The organism is Nocardia amikacinitolerans NBRC 108937 (assembly GCF_001612615.1).
GTDB lineage: Bacteria > Actinomycetota > Actinomycetes > Mycobacteriales > Mycobacteriaceae > Nocardia > Nocardia amikacinitolerans.
Genome location: NZ_BDAU01000011.1, coordinates 329727 through 348954, shown reverse-complemented (window position 1 = coordinate 348954; position 19228 = coordinate 329727). Strand labels below are relative to the sequence as shown.

The following is a 19228-nucleotide window of genomic DNA, read 5'->3' as shown; positions in this document are numbered from 1 at the left end:
AGCAACTTCTTCGTGAAATTCGTTGTGCAGCAACACTTCTCGTTGAGCCTTCATCGAAGCCAGTTGCGCTCTTGGTGGAAATGGTTATCATTATGTGCCGCTCGAGCTTGGAGGGTTTGTGGGACATCTACTGATGGTGGAGAGCTGGGTCGGCTCGATGAGCACACTGCTTCCGGCCGGGATACGGGAGAGCGGACACACGTTCAGCTTCCTCACCCGAGATCTGAGTCATTACCTGCGCGGAAAGCCTGGCACGCATCCGCTGCTGACGGCGGCCAACGTACTGACCGCCGAGACCAACGACGAGGCCGCGCTCGTGCCGTACGTGCGCAGGCTGCACGAGGTGCTGGCCTTCGATGGGGTGCTGTCCTCGTGTGACTACTACTTGCCCACCGTGGCGGCGATCGCAGCCGACCTTGGCTTGCCCGGCCCCACCCGGGAGGCCGTCGCGGCGGCCTGCCAGAAGCATCGGACCCGCGCGCTGTGCCGGGACGCCGAGGTACCGGGACCGGCCTTCGCCGTAGGCGAGGAATGGGACGAATTAGCGCACGCCGCAACGGAAATCGGATACCCACTGGTCGTCAAACCGGTCGACCTGTGCGGCGGCATGTATGTCTGTCGCGTCGACGACGAGGAGCAGTTGCGTGCGGCTGTCGAGCGGATCGCCGGTTTCCCGGTGAACGCGCGGGGGCAGGCGCGCGCGCCGCAGATCCTTCTCGAAGAGTGTTTGGTAGGACCGGAATTCAGCGTCGAAACGGTCACCGTGCGTGGCCACACCACGGTGGTCGGCGTGACCGACAAGCGGCTGACCGGAGCACCGGCGTTCATCGAGGCGGGGCACATGTTCCCTGCCGCGCTGACCGCCGCCGAGCAGGCCGCTCTCAGCGCGGTGGCTCGTGCGGCGATCGCCGCGCTCGGTCTCGACGACACCGTCGCGCACACCGAGATCAAGCTCACCGCCGACGGCCCCCGGCTCATCGAGGTCAATCCCCGTCCGGCGGGCAATCGGATCACCGAACTGGTTCGCCTGGTGACCGGCATCGACCTGGCAGCCGTTCATGCCGAGGTGGCCGCGGGCGGCACCCCCGATCTGACCCCACGTCCGACCGGTACGGGCAGCGCCGCCATCGCCTTCGCGGTCGCCGACCGCGCCGGTGAGCTGACGGCCGTATCCGGTGCCGAGCAGTGGGACGCCGATCCACGCATCGTCGAGCACGTCATAGCGGAGCCCGGCACGCGGGTACGGGTCGCGACCGACAACAACACGTATCTCGGCCATGTCATGGTGGTCGACGAAAAACCGGGTACCGCTGGCGATTTGGCGCGTGACCTGATCGACAAGCTCATCGTCGACGTCGCGCAGGTGACGGCATGACTACAACGGATATCACCGTGCTGCCGCGTCCGCGCTCGGTCGGTGAACTCACCGACTTGGCGAGGAAGGGTCGCCTGGGGGCCGACCCGGCCGACCTGGCGGTGGCCACCGCGTTCCATACCCGCTACGGCACTCGGCACGCAGGCCGTCACGGCGGCTACCGGAACGAGGTGCTCAGCATTCGCGTCGGCGCGGCCGTCGGCTCGTGCGGGCTCGAGCCCGGCGACGATTCCGCACACGCGGACCTGCTCGACGACTGTGTCGGCGCGACGGTCGCGCAGCTGCTCGACCATCCACTGGCTGCGATCCGAATCGCTGTCTTGGATGCCTACTTGATGCATTCGTGGCCGCACCCTGCCGCAGGTGGTGTCGCTGCCGAGTCCGTCGGTTTGACCGCGGGCAGCTCGCTCGAGAAGTCCCGGCAGCGCGCGGAGGCCGTGGTGGACCTGCTGCCCTCGGACGTGCGGCGCGTGCTGGTCGTCGGCGTGGTCGGCTCGCTGCTCGCGGCACTGCGTGCCCGTGGCATCGGTTACTACCCGTGCGATCTCCTCGGGGGGCGAACCGAATGGGATGAGCCCGTGCACCGAAACGTCGCCGATGCGCCGTCGGACTACGACGCGATGCTGGTCACCGGAATGACGCTGGGTAACCGAACATTCGACGCACTGCTGAGCCAAGCGAACGCCCGAACGATCCCCCTGGTGCTGTTCGCCCAGACCGGCAGCGCGGTGCTGCCGTGGTTCCTCGGCAGGGGCGTCACGGCGATTTCGGCCGAACCGTATCCCTTCTTCTCCCTCGACGGTGGCCCGAGCACCCTGTATCGCTACCGTGACGGGGGGCTCCCGTGCACCCGATGATCGGCCCTGCCCCGCAGCCTGCGCTCCTCGGGTTGGTCGGCGGCACCCCCGTCGTCCCGATCCCGGCCGGAGCGAGCAGCTACTTGGCCAAGTTGGAGGCCGCGAGCATCGCGGGCATGAAGGCGCGGGCGGCGGTGTCCATGCTCAGCGCGGCCCGCGCCCGCGGCGAACTCGCCCCGGGTGCGACGGTGATCGAATCGACCAGCGGCACACTGGGTCTCGGCCTTGCCCTGGCAGGGAAGGCACTTGGTCACCCAGTCGTGCTCGTGGTCGACGACGAACTCGAGCCGGAGATGCGCGCGCTGTTCACCGCCTTCGGCGTCGGTCTGGAAGTGGTTGATGAGCCACATCCCGAGGGTGGCTGGCAGCGCGCCCGGCTCGACAGGCTGGCCGAACTGCTCGACGCTACACCGGGCGCGTACTGGCCCGACCAGTACGACAATCCCGACAACGCCGCCGGTTACGCGGACATGGCACATGAACTGCTCGAACAGGTCGACCACGCGGACGTGCTCGTCGCGGGCATCGGCTCCGGCGGCCATTGCGCCGGACTGACCCGGGTGCTGCGCGCCCATTGGCCGAGTCTGCGGGTCATCGGCGTCGACTCGGTCGGCTCGCGCATCTTCGGTCAGCCGGCCCGCCCACGACTGATGCGCGGCCTCGGCAGCAGCATCCTGCCGCGCAACGTCGCCTACGACGACTTCGACGAAGTGCACTGGGTCGGTGCGGCCGAAGCCGTGGCCTCCTGCCGGAGGCTGGCCGCCGATGTGGGTCTCGCGGGTGGTTGGAGCACCGGGGCGACCTCGCTGGTCGCCGCCTGGATCGCACGGCGCGAGCCTGATGCTCGCGTACTCACCGTCTTCCCCGACGGCCCGCATCGCTACCTGCGCAGTATCTACGACGACGAATGGTGCCGAGGCAACGGACTGCTCGGACCGACCGTCACCGAGCCGGTCGAACTGCCGACGCCCGACGCGGAGGAGGCGCGGGGGTGGGCGCGGTGCGCCGTGGTCCGGGACCCGTTGGGCAAGGAGATCCACGCGTGAGAATGACGTGGACGGCTACCACCTTGAAATTGTCCCGCCCGCTGCGTATCTCGCGTGCGTCGATGGGGGAGCGAGACGCGGCGTGGGTCACGCTGACCACCGACGGGCATACCGGACACGGTGAAGTCGTCAGCAGTCCACGCCTCGGCCTCGACCTCGCCGCGATCGACACCGCACTAGGCGGGCTCGCCGAGCGGATCGCGGCCTGCACCGATCCTGAGCATGTCCGCACGCTGCTGCCGCGCCTGCGCGCGGACTTCCCGCTGCCGGTGGTCGCCGCACTCGACAGCGCGGTGCACGACGTGCTCGCCCGCCGCGCGGGACTGCCGTTGTGTGAGTACCTCGGTCTGCCGCAATGGGATTCGGTACCCACCGCGTACACGATCGGCTTGATGAGCCCCGTCGAGGCAGAGGCCACCGCACACCGGTTGACGCGGGCGGGGTTCACCGTGCTCAAGATCAAAGCGGGCGCACCGGAACCGGCCGAGGACGTCGAACGCGTCCGGGCGATTCGCGCGGCTGCGCCGACCGCGGAAATCCTGCTCGACCCCAACGGCGCCTGGGACGTCCGCACCGCCGTCGCGGTGCTCGGCGCGCTCGCCGACGAGGGCATCGCGGCCGTCGAACAACCCGTGGCCGCAGGTGATCCCGCCCAGCTCGCCGTGGTCGCCCGAGAGGTGCCGATGCCGGTGCTCGCCGACGAGGACGCGGGCTCGGTCCTCGATCTGGACCGGCTGCCCGACGGCATCGGTGGCATCAACATCAAGCTCGCCGAGTGCGGCGGCCTCGACGCGGCGCGCACGATGCTCGACTGGGCGAGGGCACGCGCGCTGCCGGTGCTGCTCGGCTGCCAGGCATCGAGCTCGCTGGGCATCGCTCCTGCTGCCCAGTTGATCGGGGCCGCGCGCTGGGTCGATCTGGACGGTCATCTGCTGCTGGCGGATGATCCGTGGACGGGTTTGGGTGGTGCGGACGGCACACTGCGTCGACCGGCCGGGGCCGGGCTAGGCGTGCGGCGCGTGCGAGCGGCCGCATGACGGGGCTCGGGCTGTTCGGCACGTTTCCGCTCTCCGTGCGCCTGTTGCTGGTCAACCAACTCGGCGGCAACATCGGGTTTTTCATGCTGGTGCCGTTCCTGGCCGAATATCTGCGCACCGATCTGGCGCTGTCGGCGGCTGTGGTCGGCGTGGTGCTCGGCGTGCGGAATCTGAGCCAGCAAGGCCTGTTCCTGGTTGGGGGCTCGGCATCCGATCGCCTCGGCGCGCGGGGGGTGATCATCGTCGGCGCAGGCATCCGGGCGGCGGGGTTCGCCCTGTTCGCCGTCGGCGGCTCCCTGCCGGTGGTATTGCTCGCCTCGGTGCTCACCGGATTCGCGGGCGCGCTGTTCAACCCGGCGGTGCGCGCCTACATCGCCCGTGACAGCGGCGACCGGGCAGCCGAAGCGTTCGCCCTGTTCAACGTTTTCGGCAATACCGGCGCGGCGGTGGGGCCGGTCGTCGGGATGCTGCTGGTCGGGGCAGGGTTCCGGTTGACCGCAGTTGCCGCGGCCGCTGTCTTCGCCGGATTGACCATCGCGCAGCTGATCCTGCTGCCCGCCCGGCCCGCCCCGCGCCGAGACACCGCGCTGCGCGCGGATTTCGCGCGGGTATTCGCCGATCGCCGGTTCTGGGCTTTCGCGCTGGCGTTGATGGGCATGTTCGCCCTGCAGAGCCAGATCTACTTCCTGTTCACCCTGCAGGTGCAGGATCTCGCTGGGCCGTCCGCGGGCTCCGCGGCCGTCGCGGTGCTGTTCATCGTCGAGACGATAGCGGTGGTGGCACTACAAGTTCCGACAACCAGGATGCTCTCCCGGCGAACCGATCGGGGTTCGGCGATGGCACTGGGCATGGCCGTGTTGGGTGCGGCGTTCCTCGTCCCGCCCGCCGCCGCGGCGATTCTGTCACCCGGCGGCGACGGCTTCGTCGCGGTCGCGGCGCGCGTCGCGCCGGTCGTGGTCGCCGCGGTAGTACTCGCCTTCGGTGTGATGGCCGTACAGCCTTTCGTGAACGAGGCGATTCCCCGCTTCAGCGGACCGCACTTGACCGGCACCTACTTCGGCGCGTTCTACCTGGCCTCCGGTGTGTTCACCGTGGCGTCCACCAGTCTCGTCGGGACGGCCGTCGACCACGCGGGCGGTCCGCTGACCTGGCCACCTGCCCTGCTGTGCGCGGGTACCGGATTGCTGTCGGCCGTTGCGGTGCTAGTGCTGCGCAGCCGCGGCTACCTCCCCGAGGCCACCACAGCACAACCCCGACCGATCACCGCGACCACGAGTCGCACGGCGAAAGGCGAGTCCGCTCGATGACCGCTCACGATCAGGGCCCGGTTCTGCTCAGCGAGAACCTGCTGACCGACAATCCCGCGCTCTACGAACGCACCTTCCCCGACACCGGCGAACGCAACGCGCGCTTCGTCGCGGACCTGGTGGCACGCTTTGGCGTCGGCGCGCTCGACGATCTGCTCGACGTCGGTTCCGGCACCGGTCGCGACGCGGCCCGCCTCACCGAACTCGGCTACCGAGCCCGCGGCGTCGACATCTCACCCCGTATGGTCGAGTACGCCCGGATTCGCTACCCGGCAGTGGATTTCAGCGTCGGCGACGCCCGCACGCTGCGGGCGGAGACGCCGGTGGACGTGCTCACCTGCTTGGGCAGCACGCTGCTGCACCTGCACGACACCGCCGAGATAGTCGCGGCGCTCGACCGTTTCGCCGCGTGCCTGCGTATCGGCGGGCTGCTCATCCTGGAGATGCGCAACGGTGCGTTCCTGCTCACCGATCGCGGCAGGCGCGAACTGCTCGACGAGGAAATCGTCCGGCGGGTCGACTGGGAAGGCGTCGCCTACACCTCGCGCACCTCGCTCACCGTCGACCTGCCCGCGCAACTGCTACGCAGACAGCGGACCTGGACGTGGCCCGGGTGTCCCGAGCCGGTCGTCCAGCACACCGCCTGGCGATTGCTGTTCCCGCAGGAGCTGCGCCACCTGCTGACCGGTGCGGGATTCGAGGTGCTCGCCCTGTTCGACGCACCGGGCCCGTTGACCACACCCCGCTGGCCCGCCGACGGCGTGCTGTCCGAGCGCCTCGACGGCGACCGTGTACACGTGGTCGCCCGCCGCACCGGCTCGGGCCCGCGATGACCGCCCTACCCCAGGTCGGCGTCGGCAGCGCGTTCGGCAGTTGCGGCGAACTGCTGCAAGGCGCCACCGCCGAGCACGACCGCGACTTCCTGGTGACCCTGCCCATCGCCCGCGGCGCGGTCGCGGTGTTCGAGCCCGACCCGCAACGCCACACCGTCACCGTGATTCCCGCGCACAAGACCAAGTCCCGCGCCCTGGCCAGCGCGCTACTCGCGCGCTCGACGGTCGTGCGTGGTGGTGTGCTCACCCTGCTCGGGGATCTGCCCGAGGGCAAAGGGCTGGCCAGTTCCACCGCCGACCTGGTCGCCACCGCGCGGGCAGTGGCCGACGCCGAGGGCCGAGACATCAGCGCGGCCGAGATCGAGACCGAACTGCGGCGCATCGAACCCTCCGATGGAGTGATGTATCCGGGCGCGGTCGCCTTCTACCACCGCGAAGTTCGGCTGCTGGGCATGCTCGGTGCGCTGCCGCCGCTGACCATCGTCACCGGAGACGAGGGCGGCCACGTGGACACGGTCGCCTTCAACCGCAATCGGCCGGCATTCACCGCGGCCGCCAAACGCGAATACAGCGATCTGCTCACTACTCTCGCCGTCGCGGTCGCGCGCCGCGATGTGACAGCGATCGGCGCGGTGGCCACCCGCAGCGCGGAACTGAGCACCGTGCTGCGGTCTCGGCCTCATCTGGACACGACCATCAGCGCGGCCAGAGATTTGGGCGCGGCCGGAGTGGTCGTCGCGCACAGCGGCACAACCACCGGCATCCTGCTGGATGAGGCAGACCCGGATCTACCCGTGAAAGTGGCTGCCGCACAGCGAATCTGCGCCAGCTTCGGCACAGCGGTTACGGTCCACCACACGTGGCGACCCGCACCACCGGACTGGACCGCGCCCCCACGGCACGCCGTGGAGGTGGTGACTCGATGATCACCGTGGACGACGTCGGCTTCTCCTACGGCGGTCGAATCGTGCTCGACGGCGTCGGGTTGGTCGCCGAACCCGGCACCATGGTGGGCCTCATCGGGCCCAACGGCTCGGGTAAATCCACGCTGCTGCGGCTGCTCTATCGCGCACTGCGGGCCCGGTCCGGCTCGGTGGTCATCGATGGCACTCCGGTCGAAGCACTGCGCGGCCGGGCGCTGGCGGCGCGACTGGCCGTCGTCGCGCAGGAATCGCCGGCCGAGACGGCGATCACCGTCGCCGAGACGGTGCTGCTCGGTCGCGCCCCCTGGGCCAGTGCGCTGCAGGGATACTCGCGGGCCGACCGCATCGCCGCCGCCGCCGCGCTCGATCGGGTCGGCGCCCGCCACCTGGCCGACCGCGCCTACTCCGCCCTCTCCGGCGGAGAGCGACAGCGGGTGCTCATCGCACGGGCGCTGGCACAACAGGCCGACCACCTGTTGCTCGACGAACCGACAAACCATCTCGACATCGGTTACCAGCACGAATTGCTCGGCCTCATCCGGGAACTGACAACCACGACCACCCTGGTGGTGTTGCACGATCTGAATCTGGCCGCCCGCTACTGCGACCGTTTGGTGCTGCTGAACCAAGGCCGGGTAGCCGCCTCGGGACCCGTCGAGGACGTGCTCACACCCGGCATCCTCGAACCCGTCTACGGGGTCTCAGTCCACATGTCGGCCGCCTTCGGCGCGCTTCAACTGCTGTTCGGCCCCCGCGACCCAGGAGCGCACGCCGAGATGCTCGATTCCGGAAAGGCGGCCGTGCGATGACCGCGACCGTGGCCAGCAGCGAAGACACCGACGATCTCGACCACGCTCGGCACCGCGCGACCACCGTGCTGTGGCTCGGCGGCCTCGGTGCGGCCCTTACTGTGACGCTGATCGTTGCCATCGGGCTCGGCCCGGTGTGGGTGCCGCCCGGCACCGTCGCACGCATCGTCGGCCACCACATCTTCGGGACGCCCGCGGTAGCGGACTGGACTCCGGCGCAGGACTCCATCGTCTGGCTGGTACGCGTGCCGCGGGTGCTGCTCGGCGCCATGGTCGGCGCTGCGCTGGCCGTCGCGGGCGCGGTGCTGCAAACGTTGGTGCGCAACGTGCTCGCCGACCCGCACATCCTCGGCGTCACCTCCGGCGCGTCGACGGGCGCCGCGGTGTCGCTGCTGTTCGGCGTCACCGCCGCCACCACGGCCGCGCTGGCGGCGAGTGCGTTCGCCGGTGCGCTGGCCGCGACGGTGCTGTTGTTCGCCATCGCCAGGATCAATGGGCAGATGACCTCCCTGCGGCTGCTGCTGGGCGGGGTCACGATCGGTTACCTGTTCTCCGCGGCCACCAGCTTCCTGATCTTCGCCTCCGACAACCAGGAGGGCGCCCGGACGGTGTTGTTCTGGCTGCTGGGTTCGCTCAGTTCGGCCGGTTGGTCGTCGGTGGCGACCACGGCGCTGGTCACCGCGGCCGCGGTCGGCGCCTTGCTGCTGCTCGCGGCGCGATTGGACGTGCTCGCCGCGGGTGACGACACCGCCCGCGCGCTTGGCCTGTCCCCGGTCCGGCTCCGAATGATCGCGTTGGGCGTTGTCGCGCTCGCCATCGGCGCGGTCGTCGCGGTGGCGGGCGCGATCGGCTTCGTCGGCCTGATCGTGCCGCATGTCGCGCGCCTGTGCGGTGGCGGGACGCATCGTCGGCTGATCCCGCTCTCGGCGGTGCTCGGCGCACTGTTCCTCGTCGTCGCCGACGTCGCGGCGCGCGTGGTTTTCGCGCCACGCGAGCTTCCGCTCGGGATCGTCACCGCGGTCGTCGGTGCGCCGCTGCTGCTGGTACTGATCCGCCGGTTTCGGCACTCACCCACCTGAAACTCACCTTGCAGGAAAGGAACCCCGATATCGTGTCCACAAGTTTCACCCGGGCCGCCCGGCTCGCGCCGTTACCCGCCGCGTTGCTCACCGCAGCGCTGCTGACCGGCTGCGGCAGCCCTGCTCCCGCCACCGTCGAAGCGTCGGAGGGCTTTCCGATGACGATCTCCAGCTGCGGCCGCGACGTCACCTTCACCGCCCCGCCTCGGCGGGTGGTGACGGTCGGCTCCGTCGCGGCTCCACTCATCGCGGCCGCGGGCGCCGCCGACCGCATCGTCACCCGCACCTTCGAAACCGCGCCGTTCCCCGGCCAATACGCCGACGCGCTCGAGAACATCGAAGTCACCGCTCCCACCGGTGAACTCGCACGCGAGGAGATCATCAACCGCACGCCCGACCTGGTGGTGAGTTACGAGGGCGCCGCGGTCACTCCCGACGACCTGGCGCGGGTGAACATTCCCCTGCTGGTGACCCGCGGCTACTGCCGCGACGCGGCGGGAAGCTATGACGACATCTTCGCCGACATCGAGCTGTACGGTCGGCTGTTCGGCACGTCCGCGGCCGCGAGCGCCGAGGTCACCGCTTTGAAACAGCGCGTAGCCGCGGTCGCCGACCGACACCCCGCCGACCAGACGACCCGACCCGCCGCGGCGCTGATCATCTCCCGCGACGGTGCCAAACTCAGCGCCTACGGCAGCACCAGCACCGTCGCAACCCAGATGCGTCTGCTCGGCCTGGACAACGTCTTCGGCGACGTCGCCAAACGCAGCTTCGACGCCAACACCGAGACACTCATTCAGCGCGACCCGGAGGTGATCATCCTGCTCACCCAAGGAACCCAGACCCCGGAATCGGCACGCAACGCCCTGCGCGAGCGCCCCGAACTGGCCGGGCTCCGCGCGATCCGCGACAACCGGATCATCGCCATCCCGTTCGGCTACACCGGCCCAGGGCCGGTCGCCGTCGAGGGCCTCGAAGTACTCGACCGCGAGCTCGGAGGACAACGATGAGCGCGCCCGCCGCCACCGGCTACCGACTGCGCGTGGCCGGACCCGACGATCTTCCCGGCGCCCGCAGCGTCATGCTGGACACCTTCTACGAAGTCTTCGGCATCGGTTACCTGCCCGAACACCACCATGACGTGATCGACCCGGAAACGACGTATCTGCGTCACCCGCTCAACCAGCTCTGGGTCGCCGAGCACGAGGGCCACATAGTCGCCACCACGGCGATCCGCGCCCAAGGCCCACGCCACCCACCGCACCCAGCCTGGCTGGCGGAAGAATTCCCCGACCGGAGCACCGCACAACTTTTCCGGGTCTACGTCCGCCCCGAACACCACCGCCGCGGCCTGGCAACCCGATTGGTCCGCGAGGCGATCGACCACGTCTCCGCCACACCGGCGTTCGACCGGCTGTACCTCCACACCGACGCGCGAACACCAGGCGCCCTGGACTTCTGGCTCACCTTCGGCCGAATCATCCACGACGCCCGCGGACCGCACACCGGATTCCAGACGGTGCACCTGGAGATCCCCCTTCCTCGCGCGTGGCCCAACCCACGCAAGAACAACGAGGGCGTGGTGGAACACAGCTGAACAACAGGCTGGGTTCGGTGGTCATCGTGCGAATGTCCGCTCCAGTCCATGGGGATCGGGTTCGGCGAGCACGTCGTGGACGCCGTTCGCGTTCTCGATCCCCTCGCGGATAGACCGGATCACGAGGTCGTCGATTCCGGCGTCGTCGCGGTTCCATTCAGCGAACGCGCTCGGTCGGATCGTGTCCTCGCGGCGAGGACGGCTGAGATGTCGCCGAGGGACAGGTTTGCGCCGGGGTCGGCGGCGCGGTGTTTGGCGAGTTCGCGGTCGCATTCGGTGATCGAGCGCTGGCCAGTTCGCGCTCTCCGGGGCGGCGACAAGCCGAATACCAGCGGCCTCGTAGCCTCAGGCGGACGCCGGGCGCCTCGTCTCTCGGTACGTGGAGTCGTCGCGTGAAGGTCGTGACATAGAGTGCGGTTCCGGGGGACAAGCCGGGAACGCCGTCGAGTGCGGCCCCAGACCGACCTCCTGCCCGCTCCGGAGGCCGCCGGCACGACCGCGTGGCCATGGCCGAATCGAGGTCGACGCCCGCATGAAGGCCGCGGCGAATTCCCTTGACGCAGTGACGTCCTCGTCATCTGACGCGGCGACGACCCGCGACATGTCGCGCCCGGCGCGCCTGCACGTCCACAGCGCCGTCTCCACCGTCCTGGCGCTGCACAGCGATCACGCGTTGCGCGAGCTCGTGAACGCGGCCGCACCGCTCGGCGCCGGTATCGGCGGGAAGTCGGCGCTGCTGCAGGTCGCCGGAACCCCGGTCTTCGTGAAACGAGTGCCCCTCACCGACCTGGAACGGCAGCCGCAGCACGTCCGGTCCACGGCGAACCTGTTCGACCTGCCGCAATTCCACCACTACGGCGTCGGGCTCATCGGCGGGGCAGGCTTCGGGGCCTGGCGCGAGCTCGCCGTGCACACAATGACGACGAACTGGGTGCTCGCCGCCGAACACGAGGGCTTCCCGCTGATGTACCACTGGCGGGTGCTGCCGGACACGACACCGCTGCCGCCCGAACTCGCCGACATCGACCGCGCCGTCGCCTACTGGGACAACCGACCCCAGATACGCCACCGGATCGAGGCCCTGCGGGACTCTTCGGCGAGTATCACGCTGTTCCTGGAGTACATCCCACAGACCCTGCACCAGTGGCTGAACAACCAGATCGAAGCGGGCGAGGAGGCCGCCAACCGGGCCTGCGCCATGGTGGAGCGCGAACTGACCACCGGCACCGCGTTCATGAACAGCCGTGGGCTGCTGCACCTCGACGCGCACTTCGAGAACATCCTCACCGACGGTCAACGCCTCTACTTCGGCGACTACGGCCTCGCGCTCTCCTCCGGATTCGACCTCTCACCGACCGAGGCCGCGTTCTTCGACCAGAACCAGAGCTACGACCGCGGCTACACCACCACCTACCTGGTCAACTGGTTGCTCGTCGCCCTGTACGGGCTCCGGCGGGAGGACCGGGAGGCGCGCGCCGCGTTGGTGCGTGCCTTCGCCGAAGGCAAGCCGCCCGAGGGCATCCCCGAGGGCGCCGCCGCGCTCCTCGCCCGGCACGCGCCGATCGCCGCGGCGATGTCCGTGTTCATGCGTTCGTTCCAACAGGCGAGCCGGAGCACTCCGTATCCGGACCAGGAGATCCGCCGCCTGCTGGGTGGTCAGACCTCTGTGCTCGTTCCGCCCGTGTGACATCCCCAGAAGCCGGTGGACTCGGCGGAATCCCGGTCGGCGACAGGGACGGGCGGCCATGCCCATGTAGGTGCCTCGATCTGCGATCGGTGGGGGACAAGCAGTGGATCGGCGGCGATGCGGGCGGCGGTTTCGGCGTCGGGTGGGTAGGGCTTCGCGCGTACCACCCACGCCCGGCGCAATTCGGGGATGGTCACCTGGAGTCTGTCTCGTTCCCACACCAGGGTGCCGGACCAATCCATGTGTTCGGGGCCGTCGTCGAAACCCATGGTGTAGCCGAGGTAGTCGTTCCACACGGCGTAGGAGGTCGGCATGGTCAGCGCTTCCGGGACACGGAGTTCGACCAGCCAGCGGCCGTGTGCCCACTCGTGGTCGCCGAGTAGCAGATTCGCGGTCGAGCGTACCGCGGACCGGCGCCACGCCCTGCCCGGCCAACACCAGATCGGTGGCGCGCCATGACATTCGATGCCGCGGCGCCGCATCTCGGCGGCCATGTAACGGAAGGCAGGGCGCCAATTCGGGGTGACCAGATCCCAATCAGCTCGGTAGACACCACGGGACTGGAGGGCGCTGATCACCTCCGGTGCCTGCAACGTCCACAATCGCATCGAGCCATCATCGGGTAGCCGATTGTTGCCGGGCAACTGGATTAGTGCTCCCCCCGGATCGCTTCGATCACGAAAACGTTCACCGCGATCGCTGTGATACAGCTGCGGGAACGCGGGCTGGTGGATCTCGACGCGCCAATCGGTGACTACCTGCGCGCCTATCGTCTGGTCCCCACCGACCCCGAATTCGGCTCGGTGACGGTTCGCCACTTGCTGGCCCACACCTCCGGCATCGGGGAGATCGCCTACCCGCTGCGGGTGCTCGGCCCGGATTTCGGCGGAGAGGGTCCCCCGGGCGCCCCGATCCCGCGGCTGAGCCAGTGCTACCGGCGTGGCCTGACTGTCGGCGCACGGCTTCGCCACCCTGGGCCAGCTCGTCACCGACGTCACCGGCGCCGCGCTGGCGGACTGTCTGCGCGCGCAGGTTCTGCTGCCGGCTGGTCAGCCAGCGGTGCGGTCGTTGCTGGCGCGGCGGCGCAGTCTTGGCTGCTGGAGGTGGGGCGGTTGCGCTCAGAGTCTCCTCGATATCGGTGCCAGGATCGGGGTGGTGGACCTGGTAGAGGTCGATGTGGTCGACGCCAAGACGCCGCAGGGACGCTTCGACGGCGGAGACGATCCAGCGGCGAGAATTGCCGCGCCGGTTGGGGTCTGGCCCCATCGGGCCGCTGAACTTGGTGGCCAGGACGACGTCGTCGCGGCGGCCGCGCAATGCCTTCCCGATGATCTGCTCGGATTCGCCATCGCCGCCGTATACGTCGGCGGTGTCGATGGTGTTGATCCCGTTGTCGAGCGCACGGTGGACGATGCGCACGCACTCGTCGTGGTCGGGGTTGCCGAAACGCCCGAACTTCATGGTGCCCAAGGTGTAAGGGCTGACGGCGGACCCCGTGGGTGCGACCGGAATCCGGTCGCACCCAGGGCAATGTGGAGGCTCAGGCCGGGGTGTACTCGGCCGCGACGTCGAGGATCCAGGTGATGCCGAAGCGATCGCGCAGCATCCCGAAGGCGGGCGCCCACTGCGCCGGGCCGAATTCCTCGATGACCGTCGCACCGTCCGCGAGGCGTTCCCACAGCGCGCCGACCTCGTCGGTGGTCTCGCCGCGGACCGAAAGGAAGAACGGCTCCTCGGTGTGGGTGGTGCCGTTCTCGCGGCGGGTCGTGGGAGCGACCGGTGTGGCGATCGCGTTCTCGCCGGGTACGTCGTAGGCCATGACCCGGAACCCGTTGTCCGCGACGACCTCCCCGAACACCACCTTGACGGTATCGGGCAACCCGGCGGGCATCCCGAAGTCGCCATAGGTGGCGACGGTGATCCGACCGCCGAACACCGACTGGTAGAACTCCAGGGCCGCACGGGCCTGTCCGTGGAAATTCAGGTGGGCGACAGCATTGACCGACATAATGATCCGAGTCCCTTCGGAGATGATTCGCGCCAGAGGATTCCGGCGACGAGAGCCACTCTGGCATCGGTAGCGGCCAGGGAATGTCCGCTTCTTGTGGCAGTCTGGCCGACATGCCGACCGCTTCTTCGACGGCGGCCTCCCGCCGCCTGCTCTCTCTGCTGTCGATGCTCCAGGTCCGCCGCGATTGGCCAGGAGTTCTCCTCGCCCGGCGCCTCGGTGTCAGCGAACGCACGGTGCGCCGCGACGTCGACCGCCTCCGCGAGCTCGGCTACCCCGTCCGGGCGATCAAGGGACCGGAGGGTGGTTACCGACTCGAGGCAGGCAACGAACTGCCACCCCTGCTGTTCGACGACGACCAGGCGGTCGCCCTCGCCGTGGCGTTGCGCGCCGCGGCCGGGACGGGTGCGGGCATCGAAGAGTCCGCAACGCGGGCCCTCGCTACCGTCCGTCAGCTCCTGCCGTCCCATCTGCGGCAGCGCGTCGACTCCCTCGAGCTCAGCGCCGTCGAATCCGCTGCGCGAGAGACCGATCCTCGAGCTGACACCCACGTGCTACTCGCCCTCAGCGCGGCCATCCGATCCGGCGAGGAGGTGCGGTTCGACTACGAGTCTCCAGCGCCGCAGGACGATGCCGCTCTCCGGCCACCGCGGCGGGTCCAGCCACACCACCTCGTCGTCCGCAACGGACGCTGGTACCTCATCGGCTGGAATCCCGAACGCGGGGACTGGCGGATCTACCGTGCCGACCGCATGACCCTACGTATCCCCAACGGACCGCGCTTCGCACCCCGGCCGGTGCCCGGCGGTGACGTCGCCGCCTTCCTCGCGGCTCGCTTCAAAGGCTCGGAAACCGTGAACGTCTGGCCGTGCCTCGGGGAGGTGATCCTGGATATCCCTGCCGCACAGGTGATCCCGTTCGCCAGCGACGGCATCGTCACCGAACTCACGCCCACCCGAACCAGACTGCTGGCCGGCTCCTGGTCCTGGGCGGCCCTCGCCGCGACATTGGCACGGTTCGACACCGAGATCGAGGTCATCGGCCCGCAGTCGTTGCGCGACGCGTTCGCAGACCTCGCCGGTCGCGCAGGCCGCGCCGCCGGAATCGACTGATTCCAGGTAGATCGAACAACAACCGACTCGGTCCGCCGTCCCATCTCTTCCGCAAGCGCGTGGCCGCAGGTCGGTGGGCTGAACGAGACCGTCGATCCATGAGCCGGGGCAGGTCGGTTCAGTGGGCTCCGCTGGGTGTGGTGCGGGTGCATTGCATGACGTCGATGTGGCCGCGGCGGGCGTGGTCGGCGTATCCGGTCAGGTATCGCGGAAGATGAATCGGTCGATACGCGGTTGGCCGTCTACCACTGTCGAAGGAAGGGGCCGCAGTCGGGTCGATAGAGTCATCGGCACGGGAAGGCTCGTCACGAACGTTCCGTCCTCCCCATGCCGTTGTCGCGGGCTTCGATTGCCTTGACCGTCTTGCCAAGGGCCTGTCGCAAGAGGGGCCTGCCGACGGTCCCGACGACGACTCCCAGGACCCGTCCCTTGAGGTTCTTGCCCTCGCGCACGATGACAACGTCCACATCGGTCGTCCCGTCCGGCTGGCGAGTGAAGGTATACGTGTGGCCCGAGTGGCCGCCCCAAACGTTCGAGTCGGTGGTCGTCAAAACGACACGATCGGGGTCTGACCAGTCGTAGTGCAGGCGCTCCCAGATGCCGTGCGAGCCCTCGGTGACGTCGGCCTGACTTCGCCCCTGGTCGTGCACCTCGAGATATTCGTCGGTGCTGTTGCCGAACAGCTGCGAGCGACCCGGCCCGAAATCGGTCAGCGCCGCCACGAACTGCTCCGGTGTCGACCTCGTCTTTTCCTTGAAATGGATGGTGGACATTGTTTGCTCCTTCGCTTCAGACGGTAAAGCTGATGTCGTCGGAGTCGCTGTGCCCGACCTCTGCGATCGTGAGGTCGTGTCCTTCGAGCATGCATAGGTCGATCCCCAATTATGCCGCGTGGACGTAACCCTCCGACGCGAGAAGCATTGAAACGATGCGGGTGAAGAGACATCAGGACTTTCGGCCGGGTCGCTCGAAGGTGTTCGGCAACAGCGCCGACGACGCCCCGAGGGTGACGGGCCTGACGCACCAAGTATCCGATCGCGCGTTGCTGGAGAGCGGGCCGATGCGGTCTGCGGCGCCGGCTACGACGAACGCAGCGACGAGCGGGTCTCAGTCGGGGTCGGCGCGTTGGTCGATGGTGCGCTGCAGGTCGGTGTTGAGGCGCTGGGCTTCGGCGAGTTGGTCTTCGAGGATGACGATGCGGCAGGCGGCCTCGAGGGGGTTGCCTGCATCGATGAGCTCGCGCACGCGAGCGGCCAAACGGAGCTGGTAGCGCGAGTAGCGGCGGTGCCCGCCCGCCGAACGCTGGGGTGTCAGTAGTTCGGCAGCGTCGAGGCCGCGCAAGAACGCGGGCGTGACACCGAGGATCGCCGCGGCCCGGCCCATGCTGTAGGCGGGGTAGTCGTCGTCATCGAGCCTCTCGGCCGCAGTGGAGGCGTCGGTGGGATTCGAGTTCGATTGCTGCACAATACCTCTGGGTCAACGCAGACGTGGGCCCCGGCGCGTTGCGCGCCGGGGCCCAGGATTGAGGAGGGACTTCAAATCAGTTCCATCGCTCGGCCGCTAGGGGCCGATGTCGAACACCGCACTCGAGACACCCCGAGCGCGGAAACTGCGGAAAAACTGTTCAGTGACCACCTCCTGCGGCGCCGGTCGGATCGTGCGATATTTCCGCCTCCCCTCCGGCGGTCCGCTACGAGCGCAGCGGATTGTCTCTCACCGGAGGGGAGGCCGTCTCTTGCTTCCGGGCAGTTCACCTGCCCGGCCTCTCGACTCTGTTCATCACCAACGTCAGTTACCCTAGACCGAACCTTGCAGAATGTCTACATCCGCTGGTGCAGATTTTCGCTATCCGGTGCAGGTGGCCAATTCGAGGCGGCAGTGCAGTTCGGGAGCATTCCGACTGGGGGTACGTCGACGTGCTCACCCTGCCTGAATTCGTCGACCGGTGATCGGGCTCCGACGAACTCGAGCAGCACGAGGACCACCGCGCAGTAGACGCTGGTGGCCAGCCCGGTGTGTGACGGCAGTGGCGTGCGGGGTGCGGCGGTGATGGTGAGCGGGCGGCCAGCGCGGTGGCCTGCCGCAGCGGTCTGCGGCAGTGTCGCGGCCATGCCCGCGTCGGGCCTTACTTATCAGCCTGGTCGCGGACGGCTCGTCGGGAGCCCAGCTCTGGCCCGCGACCTGGGGTTCGTGCTGAAAGTTGGGATCGGTAGGTGGCGTGCGCGGCGTCTACTTCCCCCATGACATCTTCTCAACCTCCCGCGAACCAACCGCAATCCGCCGGCTTGGACAAAAAGACCAGCGCGATCCTGTCGTACGCGCTGGGATGGCTCACCGGAATCATCTTCCTCTTTGTGGGAAAGAACGATCCCGATGTGAAATTCCATGCCTCGCAATCGATCGTCTTCTTCGGGGCGGTCTCGGTGGTCAATATTGTTCTGAGCATTGTCGGCTCGCTCCTCGGGATCCTGGGGATCATCTTCAGCCTCGCCGGCCTCGCAGTCGCGGTCTTCGCGGTCGTCGTCTGGATCATGGCCATGGTGCAGACGAACAACACCGGCGGTGTCCGCGCGGGGCTTCCCATTGTCGGAAAATTCACTGCCCGTTATGCCGATCAGTTGGCCAACTCGATCAAGTAGCGGCGTATTCGAAGTCCCCAGCTGGATTTCGCAATCGAGGATGCTGTCGGCAGCCCTGCCGGAGACCAGATGCGACAGCCCGAAGATCAACGGCCCGAGGTCATCTCGGGCCGTTGGCGTCCGCGCGGACGAGATACCCCGCGGTCGGACGCGTACCAGCCCGGGCCGCAGGAGGGGGCGACTATGTGCCGAGCTGCTCGCGGACGAATGCCGCCGCCTGGTCCCGGTAGTCGTTGACGAAGTATGCGAAATGCCCAGGACTCAACGCATTTCCGAACCCGGCGGCCGGATCGCCGCCCTGGCAGACGCGGTCGGCGGCAGCGCAGTAGGAGCGCACGCGGTCGGTGAAATCTCCGAGGGCGCCGACGGGCAGCGCGGCGACACCCGACAGGGCGGGATCGTAGTTGCCGCGGTTGAAGGGGTCGGCGCCGTTGAACAGCGGACTGCCGAACAGGGCGATTGCGTCGATCTGCGCGGCGGCCTGGTCTGTCAACGCGGTTCGCGTGCGAAGGGTGTTGCCGATGACGCGGGTGCCCTGTGAGTATCCGAGGAGGACGAGCTGCTGATTCGGGCATTCGGCTGCGGTCTCGTTCACCAGTGCCGTCAGGTTCTCGACGCCGCGCACGGGGCTGTCCGGGGCCATCGAAGCGGGATACTCGAGCTCGGTCACTGTGGTGCTGCGGCCGGATTCCTGGGCGATCCGCCCGGCCAGCGGGGTCAGCAGCAGACTGCCGATCTGCGGTTCGAGCGTGCCACGCACGGTGACGACACGGACCTCCGCGCAGCCCTTAGGCCCGGGGGAGGGCTCAGCGGACGCGATCGGGAGGACCGGCAGCGCCAGCGCCGCGGCGACGGTCGTGGTAGCGCACAGCAGGATTCGAGAACGTTCACGCATGCGCCCCAATGTATTGCGCCCAGG

Annotated in this window: 19 protein-coding genes and 2 pseudogenes; 15 read left to right on the top strand and 6 right to left on the bottom strand. The window is 68.5% G+C overall.

Annotated features, from left to right (window positions below; all coding sequences use genetic code 11):
* Positions 1 to 118 precede the first annotated feature (118 nt).
* The 12 genes from NAM01S_RS11865 (at position 119) to NAM01S_RS11810 (ending at position 12550) form a co-directional block, all read left to right on the top strand.
* Complete coding sequence (locus tag NAM01S_RS11865) at positions 119 to 1375, top strand: ATP-grasp domain-containing protein (RefSeq protein WP_174554797.1); 1257 nt, start codon at positions 119 to 121, stop codon at positions 1373 to 1375.
* On the top strand, positions 1372 to 2232 hold the full coding sequence (locus NAM01S_RS11860; protein WP_253798757.1) for a hypothetical protein: 861 nt from the start codon (positions 1372 to 1374) through the stop codon (positions 2230 to 2232). The genes NAM01S_RS11865 and NAM01S_RS11860 overlap by 4 nt, the downstream gene beginning before the upstream one ends.
* The gene (locus NAM01S_RS11855) at positions 2229 to 3278 is read left to right on the top strand and encodes a PLP-dependent cysteine synthase family protein (protein WP_067783991.1); all 1050 of its coding nucleotides are present in this window, start codon (positions 2229 to 2231) and stop codon (positions 3276 to 3278) included. Before NAM01S_RS11860 ends, NAM01S_RS11855 begins: the two co-directional genes overlap by 4 nt.
* Before the next feature lie 2 nt (positions 3279 to 3280).
* On the top strand, positions 3281 to 4315 hold the full coding sequence (locus NAM01S_RS11850; protein ID WP_067783766.1) for a mandelate racemase/muconate lactonizing enzyme family protein: 1035 nt from the start codon (positions 3281 to 3283) through the stop codon (positions 4313 to 4315).
* On the top strand, positions 4312 to 5622 hold the full coding sequence (locus NAM01S_RS11845) for an MFS transporter (protein WP_067783764.1): 1311 nt from the start codon (positions 4312 to 4314) through the stop codon (positions 5620 to 5622). Before NAM01S_RS11850 ends, NAM01S_RS11845 begins: the two co-directional genes overlap by 4 nt.
* A complete protein-coding gene (locus NAM01S_RS11840) occupies positions 5619 to 6455 on the top strand; it encodes a class I SAM-dependent methyltransferase (protein ID WP_067783761.1) in 837 nt (278 codons plus the stop codon). Before NAM01S_RS11845 ends, NAM01S_RS11840 begins: the two co-directional genes overlap by 4 nt.
* Complete coding sequence (locus tag NAM01S_RS11835) at positions 6452 to 7381, top strand: GHMP family kinase ATP-binding protein (RefSeq protein ID WP_067783758.1); 930 nt, start codon at positions 6452 to 6454, stop codon at positions 7379 to 7381. The genes NAM01S_RS11840 and NAM01S_RS11835 overlap by 4 nt, the downstream gene beginning before the upstream one ends.
* Complete coding sequence (locus tag NAM01S_RS11830; RefSeq protein WP_067783989.1) at positions 7378 to 8187, top strand: ABC transporter ATP-binding protein; 810 nt, start codon at positions 7378 to 7380, stop codon at positions 8185 to 8187. The genes NAM01S_RS11835 and NAM01S_RS11830 overlap by 4 nt, the downstream gene beginning before the upstream one ends.
* Entirely contained in the window at positions 8184 to 9266 is a 1083-nt protein-coding gene (locus tag NAM01S_RS11825; protein ID WP_067783755.1) for a FecCD family ABC transporter permease, read from the top strand. The genes NAM01S_RS11830 and NAM01S_RS11825 overlap by 4 nt, the downstream gene beginning before the upstream one ends.
* Positions 9267 to 9298: 32 nt before the next feature.
* A complete protein-coding gene (locus NAM01S_RS11820; protein WP_157107709.1) occupies positions 9299 to 10276 on the top strand; it encodes an ABC transporter substrate-binding protein in 978 nt (325 codons plus the stop codon).
* Positions 10273 to 10863 (top strand): GNAT family N-acetyltransferase, encoded by a 591-nt coding sequence (locus tag NAM01S_RS11815; protein WP_067783749.1) that lies wholly within the window; start codon positions 10273 to 10275, stop codon positions 10861 to 10863. Before NAM01S_RS11820 ends, NAM01S_RS11815 begins: the two co-directional genes overlap by 4 nt.
* A 601-nt stretch (positions 10864 to 11464) precedes the next feature.
* Positions 11465 to 12550 (top strand): protein kinase family protein, encoded by a 1086-nt coding sequence (locus tag NAM01S_RS11810; protein ID WP_067783987.1) that lies wholly within the window; start codon positions 11465 to 11467, stop codon positions 12548 to 12550.
* Here NAM01S_RS11810 and NAM01S_RS11805 read toward each other — a convergent pair.
* Positions 12520 to 13158 (bottom strand): DUF3841 domain-containing protein, encoded by a 639-nt coding sequence (locus NAM01S_RS11805; protein ID WP_174554796.1) that lies wholly within the window; start codon positions 13156 to 13158, stop codon positions 12520 to 12522. The genes NAM01S_RS11810 and NAM01S_RS11805 overlap by 31 nt on opposite strands.
* 57 nt (positions 13159 to 13215) lie before the next feature.
* On the opposite strand from NAM01S_RS11805, the pseudogene NAM01S_RS37275 reads away from it, so the two are divergent.
* A pseudogene (locus NAM01S_RS37275) lies at positions 13216 to 13386 on the top strand (serine hydrolase); the annotation flags it as partial.
* A 277-nt stretch (positions 13387 to 13663) separates the two neighbouring features.
* On the opposite strand, the pseudogene NAM01S_RS33955 reads toward NAM01S_RS37275, so the two are convergent.
* Positions 13664 to 14011 (bottom strand): annotated as a pseudogene (locus NAM01S_RS33955) (aldo/keto reductase); the annotation flags it as partial.
* A 79-nt stretch (positions 14012 to 14090) separates the two neighbouring features.
* Positions 14091 to 14558 (bottom strand): VOC family protein, encoded by a 468-nt coding sequence (locus NAM01S_RS11795; RefSeq protein WP_067783745.1) that lies wholly within the window; start codon positions 14556 to 14558, stop codon positions 14091 to 14093.
* Between the two features lie 113 nt (positions 14559 to 14671).
* Between NAM01S_RS11795 and NAM01S_RS11790 the strand changes: the two genes are divergently transcribed.
* The gene (locus NAM01S_RS11790; RefSeq protein ID WP_067783742.1) at positions 14672 to 15670 is read left to right on the top strand and encodes a helix-turn-helix transcriptional regulator; all 999 of its coding nucleotides are present in this window, start codon (positions 14672 to 14674) and stop codon (positions 15668 to 15670) included.
* Positions 15671 to 15975: 305 nt separating this feature from the next.
* On the opposite strand, the gene NAM01S_RS11785 is transcribed toward NAM01S_RS11790, so the two are convergent.
* Together NAM01S_RS11785 and NAM01S_RS11780 are read right to left on the bottom strand one after the other, a co-directional pair.
* On the bottom strand, positions 15976 to 16443 hold the full coding sequence (locus NAM01S_RS11785; protein ID WP_067783739.1) for a hypothetical protein: 468 nt from the start codon (positions 16441 to 16443) through the stop codon (positions 15976 to 15978).
* Positions 16444 to 16777: 334 nt separating this feature from the next.
* Positions 16778 to 17134, bottom strand: a complete 357-nt coding sequence (locus tag NAM01S_RS11780) for a MerR family transcriptional regulator (RefSeq protein ID WP_067783736.1) — start codon at positions 17132 to 17134, stop codon at positions 16778 to 16780.
* A gap of 776 nt (positions 17135 to 17910) precedes the next feature.
* On the opposite strand from NAM01S_RS11780, the gene NAM01S_RS11770 reads away from it, so the two are divergent.
* Positions 17911 to 18309 carry a DUF4870 domain-containing protein gene (locus NAM01S_RS11770; protein ID WP_067783730.1) on the top strand — a complete coding sequence of 133 codons (399 nt, stop codon included), beginning with the start codon at positions 17911 to 17913 and terminating at the stop codon, positions 18307 to 18309.
* Between the two features lie 181 nt (positions 18310 to 18490).
* Here NAM01S_RS11770 and NAM01S_RS11765 read toward each other — a convergent pair whose 3' ends face one another.
* Positions 18491 to 19204, bottom strand: coding sequence for a cutinase family protein (locus NAM01S_RS11765; protein WP_067783727.1), 714 nt, complete (start codon positions 19202 to 19204; stop codon positions 18491 to 18493).
* Positions 19205 to 19228 lie beyond the last annotated feature (24 nt).

Excerpts from the sequence above, each read along its gene's own strand:
- NAM01S_RS11770 (WP_067783730.1), top strand. The coding sequence starts at position 17,911 with ATGACATCTTCTCAACCTCCCGCGAACCAACCGCAATCCGCCGGCTTG.
- NAM01S_RS11845 (WP_067783764.1), top strand. The coding sequence starts at position 4,312 with ATGACGGGGCTCGGGCTGTTCGGCACGTTTCCGCTCTCCGTGCGCCTG.
- NAM01S_RS11810 (WP_067783987.1), top strand. The coding sequence starts at position 11,465 with ATGTCGCGCCCGGCGCGCCTGCACGTCCACAGCGCCGTCTCCACCGTC.
- NAM01S_RS11815 (WP_067783749.1), top strand. The coding sequence starts at position 10,273 with ATGAGCGCGCCCGCCGCCACCGGCTACCGACTGCGCGTGGCCGGACCC.
- NAM01S_RS11860 (WP_253798757.1), top strand. The coding sequence starts at position 1,372 with ATGACTACAACGGATATCACCGTGCTGCCGCGTCCGCGCTCGGTCGGT.
- NAM01S_RS11795 (WP_067783745.1), bottom strand. The coding sequence starts at position 14,558 with ATGTCGGTCAATGCTGTCGCCCACCTGAATTTCCACGGACAGGCCCGT.
- NAM01S_RS11765 (WP_067783727.1), bottom strand. The coding sequence starts at position 19,204 with ATGCGTGAACGTTCTCGAATCCTGCTGTGCGCTACCACGACCGTCGCC.
- NAM01S_RS11790 (WP_067783742.1), top strand. The coding sequence starts at position 14,672 with ATGCCGACCGCTTCTTCGACGGCGGCCTCCCGCCGCCTGCTCTCTCTG.
- NAM01S_RS11825 (WP_067783755.1), top strand. The coding sequence starts at position 8,184 with ATGACCGCGACCGTGGCCAGCAGCGAAGACACCGACGATCTCGACCAC.
- NAM01S_RS11805 (WP_174554796.1), bottom strand. The coding sequence starts at position 13,158 with ATGCGATTGTGGACGTTGCAGGCACCGGAGGTGATCAGCGCCCTCCAG.
- NAM01S_RS11850 (WP_067783766.1), top strand. The coding sequence starts at position 3,281 with ATGACGTGGACGGCTACCACCTTGAAATTGTCCCGCCCGCTGCGTATC.
- NAM01S_RS11785 (WP_067783739.1), bottom strand. The coding sequence starts at position 16,443 with ATGTCCACCATCCATTTCAAGGAAAAGACGAGGTCGACACCGGAGCAG.
- NAM01S_RS11840 (WP_067783761.1), top strand. The coding sequence starts at position 5,619 with ATGACCGCTCACGATCAGGGCCCGGTTCTGCTCAGCGAGAACCTGCTG.
- NAM01S_RS11855 (WP_067783991.1), top strand. The coding sequence starts at position 2,229 with ATGATCGGCCCTGCCCCGCAGCCTGCGCTCCTCGGGTTGGTCGGCGGC.
- NAM01S_RS11835 (WP_067783758.1), top strand. The coding sequence starts at position 6,452 with ATGACCGCCCTACCCCAGGTCGGCGTCGGCAGCGCGTTCGGCAGTTGC.
- NAM01S_RS11830 (WP_067783989.1), top strand. The coding sequence starts at position 7,378 with ATGATCACCGTGGACGACGTCGGCTTCTCCTACGGCGGTCGAATCGTG.